The following is a 20,448-nucleotide window of genomic DNA, read 5'->3' on the forward strand; positions in this document are numbered from 1 at the left end:
CCGTGAAAACATCTCGTTTTGCAGCGGTCACGGCATACGTATTTCAGGCAAAAAACTCGGAAGACCGAAGAATTACGCCGACAGCAAGGCTGAAAAGAAGGCAGCATATAAAGATAATACCGACAGGATCGAAGTGGAGCGTAAGTTCAGTCTCGCAAAGCGCAAATTCGGTCTTGGTCTGCTGCTCACAAAAAGAGAAGACACAACAAGAGCATCGATAGTTCTCAGCGTTATCGCAATGAACATCGACCGCCTGGCGGCGATGCTTTTGCGCTTCTGGAAAATAGTGATAAATATTCGCTTCTCATATCGCCAGCCGGTATGCCATGGATTTTAGAGGCTTGTTGAGGAGAGACTATTTATAGAATTATCAATAACATCTCTATTTTCATCCTGCTTATCCACTGTATCAATAATAAAGATTTTCTTGTAAGCACAGCTTTCCTTATTAAAATCAAATACATCAAATAATACTTTGGTGTCATCCATTACATCAAGCTTATTTAGCCCATTAACTGATTCTATTTCAGAAATACATAAATCTGGTTTATATAGCAAAACTGAATCAACATAAAAATATTTTTTTCTAAAGTGAAATATTTTCAAAGCCCGTAGTCTTCGTTTATTCATATGATCAGTAAGCATATTTATTACATAGCTTCCAAACCCATCTTCATACACAATAAAAGACTTAAAATCTACTACACTATAGATTGCTAAAGCAACATTATTGTCTAAATTTGATGCATAAAAAGTATTATAACTATCGAACTTAAAATTCAATACTTTCTTTAGATATAATTTAGAAATAATAATTGGAAGCCATGCATTAACCTTCTTTGGTATAAACCGAAATAATTTATCATCGTTATCAATTTCGTATATTCTTTCAAAAAAGCCAGTCGTTTTTACCCTTTCAAGTAAAGAATGAGAACCACTAAAATTATGAGAAAAAACCAAGTCTGGTTTCTCGTTCCTTGAAGAACTCATCAAAATATTTAGTATATTAAAAATTTGATATGGCGTATCTCCAAAAAATAAATCTTTCATTATTCTATGCTCCTATACAAAAAGAAATAATCTAATCAATACCTTAATTGATAGTTAATCTCCTCAAAGACAAACTATAGCGCACACATATAATAAAATCAAATCATATCCCTTTTGTATTTATTCAGATCAATCCATGATCCAATTTCCTTATCATAATCCTTGTCAAAGATATCAACTATCCCACCATTACTATAAAACGTAAGTTCTCCAAATATAATTCGACCATCTATATTATATAAATCTACTCTTACATGTGGAAATGGTTTACACAGTTTATTTACCATCTCAACCATTTCGTCGAAATTATTAGGTAATATCACAGATGCTGCATCAATAGTTTCTTTTTTCTTAAAATGAAAGTCTATTGATTTTCCGCTCATATCAAATTTATGATTTTGAACTTTATGCTCAAACTCTCCATAAGAAACCATGTAATACAAAGGTTCTCCGTTGAAACAATAAAACTTATAATCGGTTGGTAAACACCCGGTTTTATCTCTCAAGCATTCTTCACATATTATAACAGGACGAATAGAACGATACTGAGGTTCTCTATCAACATAATAATAATTGATTTTCAATACTTCTGAGAAAAAAGAGCGAATCTTATTATAATCAGGATTTGTTTTCTTATTTACAATCATATTATTACCAGAAACATGATTTACTTTTATGAAAAACTCTTCAGGTAAAGCATCGAAATCAATTTCATCTGCATTGTTGTAAACAGCTAATATTTTCTTCATGGTATGCCCATAGCCAAGCGCATTTAAATACTCATTTACATATAATTTATCTGCGCACAATGACTCCAAAGGATTTCTATAATGAAGCATAAGATATAGCAATTTTTCACTAAAATTCTTCGGATTATCTAAATCCGGTAATTCGCCTTTTTTTTTCTTATATTTTCGTTCTAAGAATTTTCTATCTGATAGGAATAAACATGATAACCTTCTAACAAATCTGGCAAGCTTCTTAAAAAATAAATTTCTACTCATTAATCCTATCTCCATTTCGCAAATAATATTATCGCCTAAATCATACACTTACTTCATTAGTCACTAAAAAATCATACACACCATTTTCTGAATTGCTTCTTGTTTTTCTCCAAGCAAGTCCTTGAATTTCGGAAACTGCATTTCCCATTGCAACTGTATAAGGGAAGTTTTCAAAACAAGTTATATCATTTTCATCATCTCCAAATACTAGCACTTCTTCTGGAGAAATTGATTCTTTTTCAAGTACCTTCATTAAAGCGGTGGCCTTGTCTATACCATCATGAAAATAGTCTATATGCTTTCGCTCTATCAAACGATAATGTGCTTTATCAACGTTAGAAATACAATGATTATAATCCATGCTTTCATCAAATCTGACTCTAATTTTCTCTATATGATTTTTTATGGATTCAATCATTGCGGTGGGAATAATTCTAATTTGGCGTCTTTTGCATCGCATAAAAAAAGATTTTATCTTATCCTTCCAATAAATTTGTGACTTGACTATATAATTCATATTTTTACATACAATCATTGGATTGCAATTATTTGATTGAGTCAACAATCCGTCTATTATAGCTTTGGCATCTTCAACACTAAAACTCACAAATTCATCAAGAGTATCTTTTTTCAAATCCCATAGATAAGCTCCACTTGATGAAATAATATATCCTTTTTGTCCTTTTTTCATCTGTAGTTGATCTAAATAAGGGATGATTGTTGAAATATCACGACCAGAAGCTAAAACAACAATACCGCCTTTTTTTTGATATTGCTTTATCCATTCGATAGCCTCTTTTGATATTCTTTTATTTGGCATCAATAATGTGTCATCCAAATCAAAACTAATAATCTTATATCCTTGACTCAACCATCTTTCCCCCATCATTTCTGATTAATTAAATTCAAGTATTCCCTTTGATACTGTTCACTCATTTTTTTGGCGCTAAAACATTTATGCGCAACATCATAGGCTACTTCACCGGCTATCCCAGCTCTGCCTTCGTATATTAAACGTAATTTTTCGACAAGATCTTCACCTTGATTTTGTTTGTACAAATATCCAATTCGATGATCCATTTCATAGATTTCCATGTGCTGTTCAATATCAGAAAGAACGACAGGGATACCAGAAGCCATAGCTTCTAACACACCATTCGGAAGGCCTTCAGATTTGCTTGTTGATACATACACATCACAAGCTTTCAAGAATTCATCAACATTATTTACATTACCACGAAAATCTATATTGTAATTGCCCTTATACTTATTCTTTAGTGGTTCCAAATCAGGCCCGCCGCCTAACAATAAGAAATAAACATTTTTGCTGTTAGCAAAAGCCTTGACATAGTTTTCTAAAAGGAATGGAATATTCTTTCTTTCTATAAATTGTCCTGTATAAATAAATATAAATGCATCAACCGGAATCCCATATTTTTCACGAATTGATTTTTTTTGACCAATAGTTGCTACTACATATTTATCTACATCAACGCCATTTTGAATATAGGAAAAATTCAATCCTAATTTTTCTTTATATATTTTGCTCAAGCTCTTGGAACAGGTAACGGCTTTATCACTTTTTTTCATAGCTGCCAACTGCAATTTAGCCAATATTGTACCTTTAACTTTACCAAATTTTGCAGGATAATCATCATATATATAATTTCGCAATGTATGAATTTGCTTGTACTTTCCGATTCGGCTAACCGCATAGTCAGGAAATACACCTAAAGTATGTATAATATCAGGTTTGATTTCGTCTAACTTCTTTCTTAAGGCGCTATCTTGACCAAGAATAATATCCTTCTTTCCAGTTTTTACCATATAATGTGCAGAAACATAAGGTAAATAATCTTCCATTCGACTGTCCGCTTCCTCATCATTTAATGTAATGAGAATTGGCTCAAACTCATCTTGATTCAGATTTTTTATAATATTCAGTGTCTGCTGTGTTGGACCTAGCTTTTTACAAGATGTAAGAAGATAAACAATCTTAATTCTTTTATTTTTTGTATTTTTTTTCTTCAGTGCAACGCCTGTGTCTTCACTATATGCAAACTTAATGTCGCTAACATCAATCATATACAATCCACGATGTCCTTCAAATACCGAATCAAAATAAACTCTTTTTCCATCTCGACTCCACCGTGGGTGTAAATCACAACGAGTATCATTATCATATTTAAATGGAGCAAATACTTTAGCTATTACAATACTAAAATCATTATTCAATATTTTCAGTGCAGCCATTCTTTTCCTGTTAGGGTATGAATCGATAAGAACAAGCTTACGATTTGGGCTATAACTTGGATGCCCATCGTTAGTAATATCTTTCCATAAACGCTTATACTTTTGCGTCTGATCTTTCATTAAGTAATAGCCTGCACCTTGTCCATTTTTGTTCTCAAAGGCAATAATAGTTGTATCATCTCTCCAATAACAGTGCGACACCATGTCATCATCAGATAAATTATACATCTGAGAACCATCTATATTTATTGTTAGCAATCTTGTATATTTTCTTTGACCTTCAAACCATCGATGTAATACCATAAAACGCTTTCCGTTAGGACTAATCATAATATGATTAACTTTATGCGTTGCATTTTTCATTTCCGGTTTTGGTTCAAAAGTAGAAAAGACCTTATAATCAAGAAGCGGTGTTATTGTGTCTGTATTAATATCTATTTTCCAAATCGCCGTAGAAGCTGGTATTTTCTCATTCTCTGTTTTATCAGGCAAATTTGAATATCCATAACCTGGGCGCAGTCTATGTAATCTGGAAAAATCTAAAGTTAATGCAAATGTTCCGTCTTGACTAACACTATATACCGGCATTGAAAGAATACGTTCTTCTCCAGTAAATACATTTAAAATAATTGAGCAATACTTACCATTTCTAAAGTCATTATATATTATTTCTTTATCACAATTCGGTCCAAGCCACTGCATCATGCACCCCTGCTGTACATTCCAAGCGTGAGTAGTTGCAATAACTTTTGTTCGCAAAGGATCTTTTTTGTTTTTAAATGTATCAATTAATAAAATTTTTGCTGGATAATTTGGAGCAACATCGCTCCAGGTATTTTTGGTTTTCATGCACAAAAGATACCTTCCCGTTGCATCTTCAGGGCTTTTATCATAATAGCCAAAAAAATATTCATTATTATCATCAGGTGACATACAAACAATGTCACCTTCAAATTTGTTTTTTTTACTCAATACATAATTAGCTCTTTGATAAACTCTTTTAATGCCTTTCTTTATTCCGGGGTATCTATTCAAATATTGATTAACACTTTGTTCAAGTGACATACAGGCATACTCCTTCATCAGTTTTTGATATTGCTTCTTAACAACTTATCGGATAACAGTTTCATAACTCTCATAGGTGCTAAATAAAATACTATTTGTCCAGCCGTTACTATAGATAAATCTACTATCGAGCAATAACCTCTCTTGTAGTTTTCATATTCAACATCTATGTAACTTTTGCAGTATTCCCAACTCTTACGTCTTTTATAGTTTCCTTCATTGGATCGAAATAAAAGTAGCGACTCGTTAATGTTTAATGCATACACTCCCATGTTTATCATTCTTGCAAACAAATCAAGGTCTTGTTTCCGTTTCATTTTCCCATATCCACCACAACGGATTACTTCTGATTTTCTAAACATTACTGTGGGATGATTAAAAGGACTTCTTCTTCTCATAAATTTGCAAATACTTCTATAGTCGCTAGGAACAACACGTGATGATACAATGTGAGTTGGATCATCGTAGAACTCATCAATATTAGTTCCGGCCAATCCTAATTTAGGATGCTTAGAAAACAATTCAAGTAATTTTTCGCAACGTAAAGGAAGTGAGATATCATCTGCATCCATTCTAGCAACTAAATCATTCCTGCAAAACCTTAATCCGGCATCAAGAGCTTTTCCAAGACCTTTATTCTCTTTGAATCCTTTTATAGTAAACAAATCTGGGTTGTTAGTTTTGTAATTCTTGATTACTTCTTTCAATTCATCAGTTAATTCTCCATCCATAAAGAGAACAAACTGATCACACGGTACAGTTTGGTTAAGCATACTTTCAACGCTTTGCTTAAGTTCTTCTGGTGAGTCTTTGTAATACACAGACATTAAAACACTGTATTTTTCCATTTATTTCTCTGTCTCCTCTATACTATTTTTCAGAGAATACTTTCTATACTCTTCCTTATACTTGCTCATTCTCTGATCATAAGCCAGATTACCAAAAGCCTTATCAACTAATCCTGTAGCTAAACCTAATAACTTTAAAGGTGCTGTACATCCTCTCAGCAAAATAATTCTCTTACCATGAGCCTTACCAATCATTCTAACAAGCTCACTCGTGTTGCTATACTCCGCATTCTGCGGCCAGAATGTTCCTTTTTCCTCGTTCTCAATCATGAGTCTTACGAATTCCGTGAGATTCTCGATGTAGAGCATAGAACGGCAGTTATCAACAATCGGGAACACTGGCAACTTTTGAGCAAACTTAGACATAAGTGGATAATTGCCCTTGCTGCCTTTTCCGTAAATCATCGGAGGACGTAAGATGACTACCTTGAAGTTCTCGTTCTCAAGCTTCCGCAAACCCTTCTCTGCTCTTACCTTGCTATCACCATAGCAGTTCGCAGGACTAACAGGCGTGTTCTTCGTGATTATTCTCTTCTTTCCAATCGGCGCACTATCGCCATAAACAATAGCAGAGGACATGAAGACGAACTGCTTCACACCGGCTTTCTTTGCTTTCATTGCAGTTCTAATGGTCAACTTTGTGTTGACCTCATAGTACAGCCTTGCTTTCTCCTTGCTGATCTTGCCGTTGTCGGAATGCGCGATACCCGCCACATGGAAAACAGTATCATACTCAGAGAAGTCCTTACTTCTCCAAGCATCACCGATCATATCAACAGTATCAATCTGGTATTCATCACCGAACTGCGCCATATATTTTTCAAACGAGGTACCTATGTAACTGTTAGCACCCGTTATAAGGATCTTCTTCATTTACGACACCTTTTCATTCTCTTCCTGCTTGTGCATCTCTCCGGTTCCACCCTCAACAACGCCGTCACTCTTGAGAACCGCTTTAAACGAATCAATAAATACCTTAACATCCATCTTAAATCCCGACCAGCTTGACTTTTTCAGTGCAGCTGCATATTCGCCGTCCAGCTTTGCCTTGTCAGGGATTTCCAATTCATCTCTGCCGTGTGCCTGAGCAAGTCCTGTCAGACCCGGCTTAATGTCATTTGCACCGTACTTGTCACGCTCGGCTGTCAGATAATCCTGATTCCAGAGAGCGGGACGAGGTCCGATGACGCTCATGTTGCCGATAAAAATGTTCCAAAGCTGAGGCAACTCATCAATTGAAAGCTTTCTGAAAAGCTTGCCACTTTTCAGCAGATACTGTTCGGGGTTATCCAGCATATGTGTGGGTACATTCTTCGGTGTGTTCAACTTCATGGAGCGGAACTTCATCAGTTCGAAATAGCCCTTTGACTGTGCAACTCTTTTCTGTTTGAACAATGCAGGACCAGGATCATCGCATTTTATTGCTATTGCTGCGACTGCATAGAGCGGCGAAAGTACAACCATACCGCCGAACGAAAGCACCATATCCAGTCCGCGCTTAACATACTTCTCATAAAAAGTAGGCTTATGATAGCTTTCGCCCACTGCCTCAAGATGTCCATTTTTACCGTCTGCATTAATAGGATCGTTCTCGTCCTCGACGAATACGACCTTCTTTCCCTTCATGGGGTTCTGTTCTTCGGGACGGTCAGCGTATTCCGACTTAGGCTTCTGCTTTTTTGCGATAACGTTCATTCCAACAAAAGCCGCACCCAATACAGCTATAGAAAAACCAATTGCTTTCTTCCAGTTAAGCATCAATGTTTCCCACTCTTTCAAAAATATATTACTCATGCAGTTCGACAGAATTTCCGTCCGGGTCGGATACAAAGCAGAATCTTTTTCCTACCCAATCGAGCATTATCTCGCCTGCAACAATATCTAATTCTTTTGCTGTCGTTTCTATGTTATCTACCTTTAAAGCCAAATGCCTGAGCCCCAGAGGTTCGGGCTTTTCTTTTTTCGGATGATTGCTGTCGATGAACATTTCAAGTTCAAAGCCATGTCCACTCATAAGCACGATCGTATCATAAGCCCTCGTTTTGCGGAAAGTTTCCTGAAAACCGAGTTTCTTGTAAAACTCAACTGTCTCTTCAGAACTCACTATTATCGCAACGTGATGAATACCTTGAATCATATTTCTTACCTTTTATAAAAACGTCTGCTCTTCGCTACAAATCGTTAGACTGCATAAGCCAAAAATCTCATGCAAAACATGATAATTTGCCAAAAGTACTGTAATGGCGTTTGAATACGCCGCTTTCTGAACACCCTGATGAATAGCTGACGTTTCTTTTTAAAGCTCAGCTTTTCCTAAATATCTTTGCAAATATACATCAGCAGTGCAGCCAACTCATCCGTCAGCTTACCCTGCTTTTTCTTTTGCATCTGCGTACAGCGCCACTTGACAAGATCAAGATCATTGTAGCGTTCGCTGCTGATCGGATGTTTTCCGAACTTTTGCAGATACTCCATATAGCTGTCGTAATACTTCATGAAAACTTCGTTTTTACGTCGCTGACGTAAATTTTCAAGCGGGATGCCTGCCTCTTGGAAACGCTCGGCACGATACGCCTGCATATTTCCGGCTAAGTACAGATCAACCTGTCTCTGATACCATTTTCCCAGCTTATATCCATCCACGACTTCATTACTGCCAGGTAAACTTTCTCGTTCACTGAAATAGCTTTTTAGCATTTCAAAAGCGTTAGCCCACTCAGCCTCATGCTTGTCCCACTGGAAACCTATGGAATCCAGTTTTGCAATTCTCTCGTCAGACAGCTGACCTCGATTCTTTGCGGTGCGCTGTGAATTTGCCCAGACGTAGATCACCTTATTTTCGGGATCGGAATTTGCATCCGAATTATCGGGAAAACGTCCGTGCTGCTCCACAAATTCGCTGAGCTTTTCAAAGTTTTCGTCCCAGGATTCTTTCTTGCCCTTGGTCATTTTACAGCCTAATGCGATCAGCTTTTCGGCTTTTTCTTCTTCAAGCTCGCCTATGCGATGCTTGAATTTTTGCGCTGTGAGCCAACCATACAAGTTCTTCTTGTCATCACCGAATTCTGATTTTTTCGGAAAATGACCAAGTGATCTTATTATAGACTTCAGTTCTTCATAGAATGCCTGCCAAACGGCTTCATTTACATCCCATGGAAACCCTATGCTATTGAGCTTTTTTACACGCTCTTTTGAAAGCTTGTCCTGATTGTTCAGAGTTCGCTGATAAGTCGCCCATCTTCCGATGAGTACCCCCTCGTAAGAGGTATTTACATCTGGAAAAGCGTTATACTTCTCTGCGTACTCTTTAATCAGCTCAAAGTTGAAATCCCACGAATTTGCAAACGTATCATTCAGCTCATTGAGAATTTCTCTGATGTCACGAACGTAGTCATACAACTCAAATTCGATCTCATCATCATATTCGCCCTCACCGTGAGCGATCTCCATGAAACCTGCATACTGCTGTGCAGTATCGCCTGTCTCGTAGTTGTTAACAATATCGAAGATCAAAGGCTTTTTCTTGGAATCGGAACAAGCCAGCGTCCGTCCCAGCTGCTGATAGAAAACGTTTGCGCTCTGCGTAGCACGAAGCATGATAACTCCGTCAACATCATCGAAGTGAACGCCCTCGTTCAGCATATCAATGCAGAATAGCAGTTTTAATGCACTTTCACTCTTGTCGTTCCTGAAATCCTCGAATTGTTTGTCCGATGCGCTGTTCTGCGCATAGACTGTATATTTATGTATATCGTGATTGACTTTCGTAAACCACAAGTCGCATTCATTGACCATTCTTTGAAGCTGTTCCACGCTCGGGCAGAAGACAATGAACTTCCCTGCCCTGTTTCGGATATGCTTCTCGAATATCTTTTCAATGCCGACATCAAGTTCGGCTATCATCGACTTTGCTTTTCTGATCTTACCCAGCAAAGCATTTTTTAGCCTCGGATTGCCAGACTGCTCAGCTTTCATTTCAAGCTGTTCAATGTCACCCCTGAAAGAATACCAGGAAGTAACATAAACAGGCAGCGGAAGAATTTTCCTGCGTATTGCTTCGGCAAGACTCATGTTCACGGCATAGACACCATTAAACAATTCGTCCGCCATGTTGCGTCCGCTGTCAAGGTAGCGTATCGGGGTTGCCGACGTTCCGAACACCTTAGCGTTTGGATTGCCGTCAAGCAATCTCTGTACACCCTGCCCCCACTCGTCTGCACCGCAGCGATGAAACTCGTCAAGTACGATATAATTGTACTTGGAGAACGCATCTGTCTGCGCCAGCTTGGTATAGGTCAGAAAGTCTGTGTTTTCAAAAGAAATACAATTCTCATCAGCCAGCAATTTCATCTGCTCAAAGATGTAGGTTGAGGGTGAGCAGACTGCAAAGTGCTTATCTGCATTATCCTCGATAAGCTGCATGATAAGATAGCTCTTGCCTGTTCCCGTCGGCTGTACTGCGGCCACTCGCTGCTCGGTCTGAAAAAGGCTCACCATGTTAGCATAAGTTTCACTGTTGTGTTTATGCAGGATCATAGCCTCACCTTCTCAATAACCGGGGTCGTAAGGGATTGTTATTTCTCTCGAAATAAGCAATATCACGAATGCTTATTTTGTTAATGTATAATTGGATACATATGCTTTTACAACATTTTACAGATTATTATTATATCATTAATAATGCTCCATGTCAAGTAAATAGTGATATATTCGTGAATATGATAGAATTACATGAAAAAAACGTCACAAATTGATAATAGTTTAATTTGGAGGAAAAAGAAATGACCAAGGGAAGTACATATTTACGAAAAGACGGGCGTTGGGAGTCGAGAATCTCCCTGGGAGTGATTAACGGAAAACGTCAGTGAAGCCTCACACGACTAAAGTCGCGTGCTTCCTATAGTGTCCTAGCGGACACGCCCACTTTAGGCAGGCGGACTACGTTTCTACCATACAGCCTGAACTCAGAAAATTATGCTGTTTGAGCAATGATCTCCGCATTCAGGTTAACTAAGGTAGAGAACGTGCAGGTGCTTATGTTTTGAAATTATTGTACTGGGTAACGGTGAAAAGCAATACTCTATCATTATCACAAGTCGAAAAATGTATAGACATAATCCGGTATGGAAAACACCTCGAAAAAGACTAAAAAGGGGCAGTCCCAGTAGATTGCAAATATCTCTAAAGCCGTGACAGACATCATCCTGAGTATTCTGGATATTTTCGTCGGCATCTTTACCGGCGACTGGAGCAGAGTGTGGGACGGCATCAAAGGTATCTTTGCTGCTGTATGTAATTTCATCAAGGATACGCTGAAAAATGCGCTGAATATGATCTGCGGTATTTTGGCACCGATCTTGGTGAAGTAAAAGAATTCTGGGTAGGCGTCTGGACGAGTATCAAGAACTTTTTCGTCAACATCTGGAATGGTATAAAGAACTTCGTAAGCACCATCATAAATGCGATCTGGTCTGTTATCACAACTGTATGGCAAACCATTTAAGACTTTATCTCTCCGCTGCTGGAGGCATTCAGATATCTGTTTGAGACGATTTTTGAAGCAATCCACATTATCATTTTCCACGTCATGGACTGACTTCATGAAGGGACTGGCAGACGGTATCAACAAGAGCAAAAAGTATGTAGAGAAGGCAATTTCTGGGGTTACAGATGCTATGACCATTGCGATGAATTCCGACTTCAATGTGGATATGTCCGGTGTAACCGGCGCAATGGCAGGCACAGGCGGCACTACTGTTGTAAACAACTACAATAATGACAACAGCCGCACAGTGAATCAGACAAATAATAGTCCGAAATCACTGTCACGAGTGGAAATCTATCGTCAGACGCGGAATGCGCTGAATGTGTAATGGGGGTGGGAGCAATCCTGCCTCTGTACATATTAAGATAAAGACAATTATGAAATTAGATTTTCGAGAATGCTTCTAATCATACTTTTAGTGGTTAACTCAAATAAATATATTCCTTCGCTGAAATTGTAAGAAGAAATATAAAAACTATCCGATACAGTGTTGTCTAATTGCGCCAATTCTTTAGCATGGTTGCTAATCGCCAATACTTTTGTTTTGAATTCTTCGGTAATTTTTCCGTTCTCATGTACTATTTGATTGCGATAAATTCTATATTTATCTAGCAATTTTAGATCATTTTGGTGTGAAGTGGGTATACTTGAAAAATCAACATCAAACGCTTTAAAGATATTTTCCCACCTTATTTTCAAATTTCCCCTTAGATAGTTATCTAATTTTTTATCGCTAATTATATCCATGCCTTGAGTAGTCCTGTAGTCATTAGCTATTTGAAGGAGAGAGTCGCAGAACGTTTCAAAAATTGTTAGTAATGAAACTAATAGTAGATTACGAACTGTGCCATAGTATTTATCCCCAGAGGCTTTCAGAATAGAGCATTTATATGAATCAACTTCTGAATATAGACTACCGTCTTCGCTTCGTCCGAAGATAATGCTAGATGGATTATTACTCTCATTATAATACAGTGTGGTAGCATAAACATTACGAATCGTCTCTAGTTGTTGAACAAATTGAGTTTGTATGTTATTGATTTCTTTAATGATATCCATGTACTTATTGTCCATCCTTTCTATGGCTTAGAATTGCTACATACATATATTATACATCAAACCAAAAGAAAAAGCAAGGAGACGATGCAATGTTATTTAGCCTTATCTTAGAGAATGAAGCCGGAGATCAGATTGACATTACCGCCACGGAAAATCAGTATATGACATCGCGGGTGGAAGGACTAATTCCTCCCACCGGCACGATCAGCTCCTCCAGCTATGCGGGTATGGACGGCAGCTACCTCAACAACGCCTTCATCGAAAAGCGAAATGTCATCATTTCCTTTAAGATGCGCGGCGTGGGCGTGGAAGCCCGCAGGCATCAGCTTTACAAGGTGGTGAAGTCCTCCCGCTACATCAAGATTTACTATGCGACCGCTGGCATTGATGTGTTTGCGGAGGGTTATATGGAGAGTTGTGAGGTACAAAACTTCGAGATGCTGACAATCGGGCAGATTTCTATTCTCTACCCGGATATTTATTGGTATTCCACGCCCTCGGTCATGGCGAACTATTCACAGATCACCAGAGCGTTCACATTCCCGTTTCCAACGGGAAGTAATCCGGAGGCGTTTATCCTCGGCAAATACAACACACAAAACATGATGAGCATTGTTAATGACGGCGATGAGATCGGCTTCACGCTTGTTATTGAAGCGTTGGAGGATGCTCGTTCTCCCACGCTGTACTATCGTGTATTCTTCTTTTTGTGGTATAATATATTTCTCTTTTTGAACTGAAAACGGCATAACACCCCCGAGTCCTCTTTTTTGAATAGGGCTTGGGGGTGTGCGCACTGAAACAGCTTATTTCACCAGTTAATATGTTTTTTTACTCTGATGTTCGGATATGGTTAGAGGGTGCTGCGGTTGCAACAGCCCCCTTTTTTTCTATGATTTTAATGGAAATTAAGCAGATTTTGAAGTTTGGTTGTTCCATCAAACTTTGGTACTTAGGAATCAATGTTTCTATATGTGACATAATTATATTATAATCATATAAAAATGAATAAATAAGAAAGGTAAATTAGATATTTTATAAACTCATACACTTTTTGTGTAAAAAAAATACACTTCATATAAAGCGCTTGTAAATTAAGTTTATTTATGCTATAATAACTACCTAAGGATAAGACTAATATTATCGATTAATGTTAGGCTGCAATATACTATATAAAATAAAAGCTTTTTTAAAAAAACTCGTAATACATTTATACTTTTTTATGATAGTTTCTGTTTATGAAAGCGCGCGATTTCTATAAATAGTATGCTATAAATAATTAATACACTTTGGAGGTTTTATATGAAACTCAGAAAAAGAATCACAGCATTTTGTACTGCAGTTTTAATGTCAGTATCTTTGGCTTCTATTGGTGCAAGCGCGTCATATGCAACAAGCTATACTTAAAAAAAGGCCAAAAGTGCCGGTAAAGATGATGGAACAAAAACCATTTCTTGTACTACTCTTAATGGTGATATCGGCGAGTTACACTGGTACTGGAACGGCAGCAAAGGATACTCTGAGTGTACATCAGATGGATATACACATTTTGCAGTAGCAAACGGAAAGACCAATTCGGCTTCAGCAGATGTTGGCCCTACTAAAACAGCTAAAACTGACAAGGTTAAGCCTAGTAAAAACGACACCATTTATTATGGCGGTACGGTTGTGACCTGATATTTCAAAACAGCTTCTTTAAAATAAACAGTCGTTTTAACATTATGTTTTTTAGCTAAAACTTCTATTTTCAGGACATTAGACTTCCGGACATTCTGAAATCAGAACGTCCGGATTTCGATGTCATTAACAAGCGATAAAACCTGACTAATTTACGCATTTCCAAGGTGAGAGTATGAAAAGAAAAACACTTAATATAATAAAACTAGTATTTATAATCATTGTTTTTGCTTTTGCAGTATTATCATTAGTATGGTACATCAGATATACATTACTGTTCAAACCGCTTTTAGAAAATACACAGCTTAAGCAAGATAAAGACGACCATAATTATTATACATTGCGTTGTAAAGACAGCGAACCAATTAATTGGGCAACTATATGTATGAGAGTACCGTCCTTTTTGTCATTTTCGGGACACGTTACTGTCTGTCAGGACATTTGCATCGATTATGAATACGATGATACAGACTATGATCTCACTATGTCATACTGGCCTAAGATTACTGACAATAATACAATACGCTGGCAAGCCTTGGAATATGAGGATGATGGAAGATTAAGTGACAAAGGCTGTGTTATAATTACAGACACCCAATTAAATCTTATAGAGGAGTATTCCGATTCCGATTCACATCTAAACTACAATGAATGTAAAGATAAAATGCAGATCTATTATGATGAATATATTAAAGGTTCATTCGGTGAAGATTTTTTTGATTGATATTACAATTTAAGGTGATTGCATATCAACATAAAGCGAATCTTAATTACACTTCCTATAGAAGGAGTAAGCATTCACATGAGGATAAAACATTTTCTTACATTTATACTAGTATTTTTCGTAATGCTGCTAGTGGGAGAAATCTATTCAGTAGATCAGACTCAGAGATTATACCATAAAGGGGATCTTATTTTTATTAATACGCCGCAGATATCAGATCAAAACACTGTGATGGAGATTGCCGATGAAATAAATAATATTTGTAAAAATAATAATGTCAGCCTTTTTATAGCTAACGAAACTAACCCCACTCTAATAGAATGTAATATTTCAGTATATTATTATGACGATTCGAAACAGTTCTTAATCGATACAACAGGCGTTACTCCGAAAAGAATAAAAAGCATCATATCCGGGAACGTCAATATTTCGTACAATAATATCCGTGAAATAGAATACATAGATATAAACACAGGATTTATTCTTCTTGGTGATAAAACATCAGTTTGTAAGGCGTACTATGAAATAAGCGATTCATATGATGTTTTTGGACACATGCCTGCAGACTATGACGGTTATCTTCAAAAGAGGATCCTAGTTTTGGCTGCTTTTTCCGGAATAATAGTATTGATACTTGGAGCTTTTCAAGCAGTAAACACCAAAAGGCAAGCTGTTATAAAGGAAATAATGGGATACTCACCTTTTGAAATAATACTGAAAAAATTTTTTGCAGATGCACTACTTATCGCAGCATACTATTTGACTGCATTTATTATTCTCAAAAAAGTTTCTTCAGTCGGTGAATGTCACAAAGAAATCATTTTAATTGTTATTTCAATGCTATTGGCTGACTTGATTCCGTATTCTATGTTTATATGTCCGGATATAAATTCTACAATAAAAGGAAAAAGCCATAAATCAAAAGTATTATTGTTCGGATATTTAATTAACATTCCAATTGTTTTTTTATGCATTGTTTCAATTTCCGCTTTTTTTAATTTGCTGAACGAAAGTATGACATTTTTCAAATCAGAAAAGATTTACTCAGATAGTAAGGCTGTACTGACTAACTTTGATGTTGATTTCTTTGGCAATGACATTCTGGAAGCAAGAAATAATTACAAGCAATATAACGAAGAAATATACAGAAAATACTACGATAAGGCGATTATGTTCTCATGTATTGATATTGACGGTGACTTTTTATCAGATATCGTCTATGTCAATTCAAACGGAAAAAATATGCTTTTCGAGATGCTACCTGAATTAAAAGGATACAGTTGTGACAGTGATTATACTATTTTTTACGGTCAAAATAGTACCTGTCCTTTGGAGAGTTCACTTGAATTTATAGCTTCAACAGACTTCAATCAAGAAAATAACGCTTCAAATGACTTGTTTTCATATGATAGATATGAACTCCCGTTTGAATACAGCGTAGTAGGAATAAGTAAAAACACAGATTCAAATTTTGAAAGAGTGAAAAATCCCGTGCTGATAATCCATAACACATGTCCTGTGATTTCAAATGGTGATTACTCTGTCAATAAAGGCGATCTTTACAACACAGTCATGTATGAGTTCACTGATAACGATATTAAAGCTATAGTCAGTGATTACGATTTTTACAGTGTAACGGTAACTAGTGTCAGCGAACAGTTCAATTACAGTTGGCATCACACGAAAACTGAATTATTGTTATTTGGATTATTTTCATGCGGGATATTGTTCTTTGAGATCAGTATAATGATATTCATAATAAAGAATGACTTTATTATAAATGGAGTCGAGTTGTGTGTATACAAACTACACGGATATTCAATTTTTGAACGTTTTTCAATTCAATTGATAATATCACTTGGTACAATAGTAGCAGAAACACTCATACTGCTATTTCTATCGCACAAATATGAAATTGTCAATGAAAAATTGTCTTACAAATATATAGTGCTAGTTGGTTCTGTTTTACTTGTATTTGAATCTATATTTATTGTTTACAGATCAATCAAATTTGAAAATGAAAAAATCAGTAATATACTGAAAGGCGGTGCCATATAATGATAAAGATAAATGATCTATATAAATCATTCAATGGTGAACCACTGTTTGAGGGAATATCACTTGAAATACCCGACAATTCAATGGTAGCGATAATGGGTAAAAGTGGGTCTGGAAAAACAACTCTCCTTAACATTATAGGAGCGATAGAACCATTTGATTCAGGTGAAGTATCAATTGATGGCATTCCACTTTCAAAAAAATTCAACAAATTGAAATTGTTCAGAGATAAGATTGGTTTTCTTTTTCAGAATTTTGCTTTGATTGAGAATATGACTGTATATGATAATTTGGATATAGTAAAAAAGAAATATCGTAATGACATATCTTTAGAGGAATGTTTAGAGCGCGTAGAGTTGAAAGATAAAAAGGGCAGTAAAATATACACTTTGTCAGGCGGTCAACAGCAGAGAGTTGCTTTAGCTCGACTTATGCTAAAAAAGTGTGATATAGTTTTAGCTGACGAACCAACCGGCTCTTTAGATGCGACAAACAGAGATATTATAATGAATATACTTTCCTCTATACATAAGCAAGGGAAAACAGTTATAATTGTAACGCACGATCCAATGGTTGCAAAGAAGTGTGAAAATGTTATTGAAATATGCGATGGAAAGATAGTTTAACAAAATGAATTACATCATAATACTTGTCATCTTACAAGAGGCTATTGCAACCGCAGCACCCTCTAACCATATCCGAACATCAGAGTAAAAAAACATATTAACCGGTGAAATAAGCTGTTTCAGAGCGCACACCCCCAAGCCCTCTTCAAAAAAGAGGACTCGGGGGTGTTTTGTTCTGCTGGTTTTTATGCCGTTTTCAGTTCAAAAAGAGAAATTCCAAGTCGGTTTTCTGAGATCTTAGCAAAAAGCTTCTTTATGTTGTATGCAAGTCCCAGCAAAAGGAACTCAGTTCTGATGTTGTTTTTGCCCCTGCGCAGGAATCTTCTGAAGCCATGATCCTGTTTCAACACTCCGAATACGCCTTCAGCCTGTATGCTTCGGTTCATTCTGAGCTGTTTTCCGAATTCGGTCGTTATGTTTTCCAGACGGAACATATTCAAGTGTATATACCGCTCCGACTGCCACAGCTGCACGGAATATTTGCAACACCATGCCGCTGACTGCCCGGCAAAAAAAACGAGCCCCCCCTGTCAGTCATCACAAGGTAGTGCCAAGCTCTTCTTTTTGTGGTATAATATAATTGCCAAAACCATTAATTGCCTTTGTCAATAAAAAACTGAGCCACAGCGCTAATAAAAAAGTGAGCCAGTATTGATAAAAAAATAATGAGCCACTAATCATTATTCATGGTCGAGTCGATGCGGTAAGCGAAAATTAATAAGAGGTAAATACTATTGGACTTGCAGCACACATAATAACCGCGCCGAACTTTGTCCGGCACATATGATACTTGAAGATAAATTCTTTGAAGCATTCATAAGGTTATGCAATAAACTTATACTTCACAGCGGAGATATTCTTATTCCGCTATTTGGGAATTATTATCGGCGGATCATTTTTTCTGAGATCACAGGAATATGCATGCACACTCATAGTATTTCTGATATAAGTTCAGAAGTACTGCGGCATTTTATGTTGACAGCACTTGGATTCCGTGCTATAATTATTATCTGAGACCTATCGGAATTTATATAGTTATAGGAGAATAGATATGAATCCATGGCACATAGAATTTTGTTATTTGCTTTTTCTTTTGATATTCCTGATGATCGGAATAATATCAGTCATTCTGATCATCAAAGGCAGACATAAGAAGAAAAACATAAAATTTCCTGTTATTTCCCTAGTTTCCAACAGTCTTCTTCTTTTGATCCTGACCTTATTCGGTACTTCGCATCATACATACTACAAATACAATGACTGGTCGATCCTGGGCAGCAATATCAGTACGGTCAGGCAAAAATACGGAGCCTTTGACCTTGGTGACGTTACTGATAAGAAGGCCAGTCGTGCTGCATATTACATCTATACAGACAACGGTCCCATTATGCCGGATCATCTGAAACACTACTATTACATAGAATATGATGAAGAGGGCATAATATATAAAGTATATGATGCCTGTCAGCCCGGAGGATAAGCCATGCGATCTGATAAGTTCAGATCTGTCAGTATTTCATCAGATTTTGATCTGTATTAACGCCGATAAATACAATGCCCCTGAGCAGGCAACGCTCGGGGGCAAAACTTCTGTATGGGTATATTTCCGATCGGCTGCACTTTTCAAGTGATGATATCAGCATAATTGTGTACAACAGATGAATAATACAGTGAATTATGGTGGAATGTATTGACTTTATAGCTCGGCTGTATTACAATGTGAAAAACATTCACCGAACAAATGTAAAATGTTATTTTGGATTAATCTCGTAAATGAAGGTTTATCTCATTCAAACTATTTGCAGAGTTATTATATTCTTTCAAAATAATAAGAAGCTGTGATTTTAGAAAGGAAGTTAAAAATGTTAGTTGTTTTTATAAACATTTTAATATGCAGCGCTTTAATATTCTTGGTTTTTAAACACACAAAAAAGAAAGAACATCAACGTTTGAAAAGATTCTGGTGGTCAGCAGCAGTGACAGGTCTTGTAACAACAGTTGTGGAAACTGTGTACAACGAGCGCTTTGGAGGAAGTGCAGGACTATTAACAATGGACATTGAAAACGCTGTTTTTCTGATCATTATCGCGGCAAGTATAATGATATTTGTAGTATGCTCTATTATCGCCGGAATCGTCTATTTTGATAAAATGAAACCCGTATATATACAAATGCTGTTTGCACTATTTTTGGCACTGGGACATAACGGTCTATATAGTCTCTCCTCACACAGCAATAAAGCAACGAAATATCGACAAATCCAACAAAATATGGTATAATAGAAGTGCAAGAAAAAGTAATCAAAACGAGAAAAAAGCTTGCACTTCGGAGGATGCCATGTATAAGTTCAAGAAGGAAAAACAGATTTCATTCACAGATTTCAATCAACCGCTTGGTTTGCAAATGAACCCGGATAACCGCTGGGTAAAGAAAGCAGAAATGATCCCTTGGGAAACAATTGAAGCTGAATATGCCAGGCTGTTCCCGAGCCATACCGGTATGCCCGCAAAGCCTCTCCGCATGGCACTCGGTTCGCTGT

The 20,448-nt window shown here is 36.8% G+C and carries 19 protein-coding genes and 2 pseudogenes; 10 read left to right on the plus strand and 11 right to left on the minus strand.

All coding sequences use genetic code 11. The features are described from left to right. The coding region (locus BM265_RS17325) for a transposase (RefSeq protein ID WP_143098769.1) at positions 1 to 337 on the plus strand (337 nt) is incomplete at its 5' end. On the opposite strand, the gene BM265_RS17330 is transcribed toward BM265_RS17325, so the two are convergent. From BM265_RS17330 to BM265_RS17365, 9 genes are all read right to left on the minus strand, one after another. Further along, positions 334 to 1,050 (minus strand): hypothetical protein, encoded by a 717-nt coding sequence (locus tag BM265_RS17330; RefSeq protein WP_074963225.1) that lies wholly within the window; start codon positions 1,048 to 1,050, stop codon positions 334 to 336. The genes BM265_RS17325 and BM265_RS17330 overlap by 4 nt on opposite strands. A gap of 98 nt (positions 1,051 to 1,148) precedes the next feature. Beyond that, the gene (locus BM265_RS17335; protein WP_074963226.1) at positions 1,149 to 2,054 is read right to left on the minus strand and encodes an ATP-grasp fold amidoligase family protein; all 906 of its coding nucleotides are present in this window, start codon (positions 2,052 to 2,054) and stop codon (positions 1,149 to 1,151) included. A 40-nt stretch (positions 2,055 to 2,094) separates the two neighbouring features. Then, complete coding sequence (locus tag BM265_RS17340; protein ID WP_207647005.1) at positions 2,095 to 2,940, minus strand: HAD-IIB family hydrolase; 846 nt, start codon at positions 2,938 to 2,940, stop codon at positions 2,095 to 2,097. Continuing rightward, positions 2,940 to 5,372, minus strand: coding sequence for a glycosyltransferase (locus tag BM265_RS17345; RefSeq protein WP_074963228.1), 2,433 nt, complete (start codon positions 5,370 to 5,372; stop codon positions 2,940 to 2,942). The genes BM265_RS17340 and BM265_RS17345 overlap by 1 nt, the downstream gene beginning before the upstream one ends. Before the next feature lie 17 nt (positions 5,373 to 5,389). After that, positions 5,390 to 6,220: a glycosyltransferase gene (locus BM265_RS17350; protein ID WP_074963229.1), complete on the minus strand. Its 831-nt coding sequence runs from the start codon at positions 6,218 to 6,220 to the stop codon at positions 5,390 to 5,392. After that, positions 6,221 to 7,093, minus strand: a complete 873-nt coding sequence (locus BM265_RS20445; protein WP_207647006.1) for an NAD-dependent epimerase/dehydratase family protein — start codon at positions 7,091 to 7,093, stop codon at positions 6,221 to 6,223. Continuing rightward, positions 7,094 to 8,014: a sugar transferase gene (locus BM265_RS20450; protein ID WP_242940890.1), complete on the minus strand. Its 921-nt coding sequence runs from the start codon at positions 8,012 to 8,014 to the stop codon at positions 7,094 to 7,096. After that, positions 8,007 to 8,357, minus strand: coding sequence for a VOC family protein (locus BM265_RS17360; protein ID WP_074963230.1), 351 nt, complete (start codon positions 8,355 to 8,357; stop codon positions 8,007 to 8,009). Before BM265_RS17360 ends, BM265_RS20450 begins: the two co-directional genes overlap by 8 nt. A gap of 176 nt (positions 8,358 to 8,533) precedes the next feature. Further along, a complete protein-coding gene (locus tag BM265_RS17365) occupies positions 8,534 to 10,756 on the minus strand; it encodes a Helicase associated domain protein (protein WP_074963231.1) in 2,223 nt (740 codons plus the stop codon). Between the two features lie 653 nt (positions 10,757 to 11,409). Here BM265_RS17365 and BM265_RS20455 point away from each other — a divergent pair. Then, on the plus strand, positions 11,410 to 11,589 hold the full coding sequence (locus tag BM265_RS20455; RefSeq protein WP_207647007.1) for a hypothetical protein: 180 nt from the start codon (positions 11,410 to 11,412) through the stop codon (positions 11,587 to 11,589). A 231-nt stretch (positions 11,590 to 11,820) separates the two neighbouring features. Continuing rightward, a complete protein-coding gene (locus BM265_RS17375; protein WP_074963233.1) occupies positions 11,821 to 12,093 on the plus strand; it encodes a hypothetical protein in 273 nt (90 codons plus the stop codon). 47 nt (positions 12,094 to 12,140) lie between these two features. Here BM265_RS17375 and BM265_RS17380 read toward each other — a convergent pair whose 3' ends face one another. Then, a complete protein-coding gene (locus BM265_RS17380; protein ID WP_074963234.1) occupies positions 12,141 to 12,824 on the minus strand; it encodes a hypothetical protein in 684 nt (227 codons plus the stop codon). Between the two features lie 89 nt (positions 12,825 to 12,913). Here BM265_RS17380 and BM265_RS17385 point away from each other — a divergent pair, with 89 nt between their 5' ends. The 4 genes from BM265_RS17385 (at position 12,914) to BM265_RS17400 (ending at position 17,909) form a co-directional block, all read left to right on the plus strand. Further along, a complete protein-coding gene (locus tag BM265_RS17385; RefSeq protein ID WP_074963235.1) occupies positions 12,914 to 13,564 on the plus strand; it encodes a phage tail family protein in 651 nt (216 codons plus the stop codon). Positions 13,565 to 14,676: 1,112 nt separating this feature from the next. Further along, on the plus strand, positions 14,677 to 15,225 hold the full coding sequence (locus tag BM265_RS17390; protein ID WP_074963236.1) for a hypothetical protein: 549 nt from the start codon (positions 14,677 to 14,679) through the stop codon (positions 15,223 to 15,225). 231 nt (positions 15,226 to 15,456) lie between these two features. Beyond that, entirely contained in the window at positions 15,457 to 17,283 is a 1,827-nt protein-coding gene (locus BM265_RS17395; RefSeq protein ID WP_242940891.1) for a hypothetical protein, read from the plus strand. Further along, positions 17,283 to 17,909, plus strand: a complete 627-nt coding sequence (locus tag BM265_RS17400; RefSeq protein ID WP_074963238.1) for an ABC transporter ATP-binding protein — start codon at positions 17,283 to 17,285, stop codon at positions 17,907 to 17,909. Before BM265_RS17395 ends, BM265_RS17400 begins: the two co-directional genes overlap by 1 nt. A 185-nt stretch (positions 17,910 to 18,094) precedes the next feature. Here the strand turns inward: BM265_RS17400 and BM265_RS17405 are convergent. Next, positions 18,095 to 18,328, minus strand: a pseudogene (locus BM265_RS17405) (transposase); the annotation flags it as partial. Between the two features lie 632 nt (positions 18,329 to 18,960). Between BM265_RS17405 and BM265_RS17410 the strand changes: the two are divergent. From BM265_RS17410 to BM265_RS17420, 3 genes and pseudogenes are all read left to right on the plus strand, one after another. Continuing rightward, positions 18,961 to 19,389, plus strand: coding sequence for a hypothetical protein (locus BM265_RS17410; RefSeq protein WP_074963239.1), 429 nt, complete (start codon positions 18,961 to 18,963; stop codon positions 19,387 to 19,389). A gap of 382 nt (positions 19,390 to 19,771) precedes the next feature. Then, positions 19,772 to 20,188, plus strand: coding sequence for a hypothetical protein (locus BM265_RS17415; RefSeq protein ID WP_074963240.1), 417 nt, complete (start codon positions 19,772 to 19,774; stop codon positions 20,186 to 20,188). A gap of 58 nt (positions 20,189 to 20,246) precedes the next feature. Further along, positions 20,247 to 20,448, plus strand: a pseudogene (locus BM265_RS17420) (IS5/IS1182 family transposase); the annotation flags it as partial.

Origin of the sequence: Hominimerdicola alba (genome assembly GCF_900112155.1) — a bacterium.
GTDB classification, from domain to species: Bacteria; Bacillota; Clostridia; order Oscillospirales; family Ruminococcaceae; genus Hominimerdicola; species Hominimerdicola alba_D.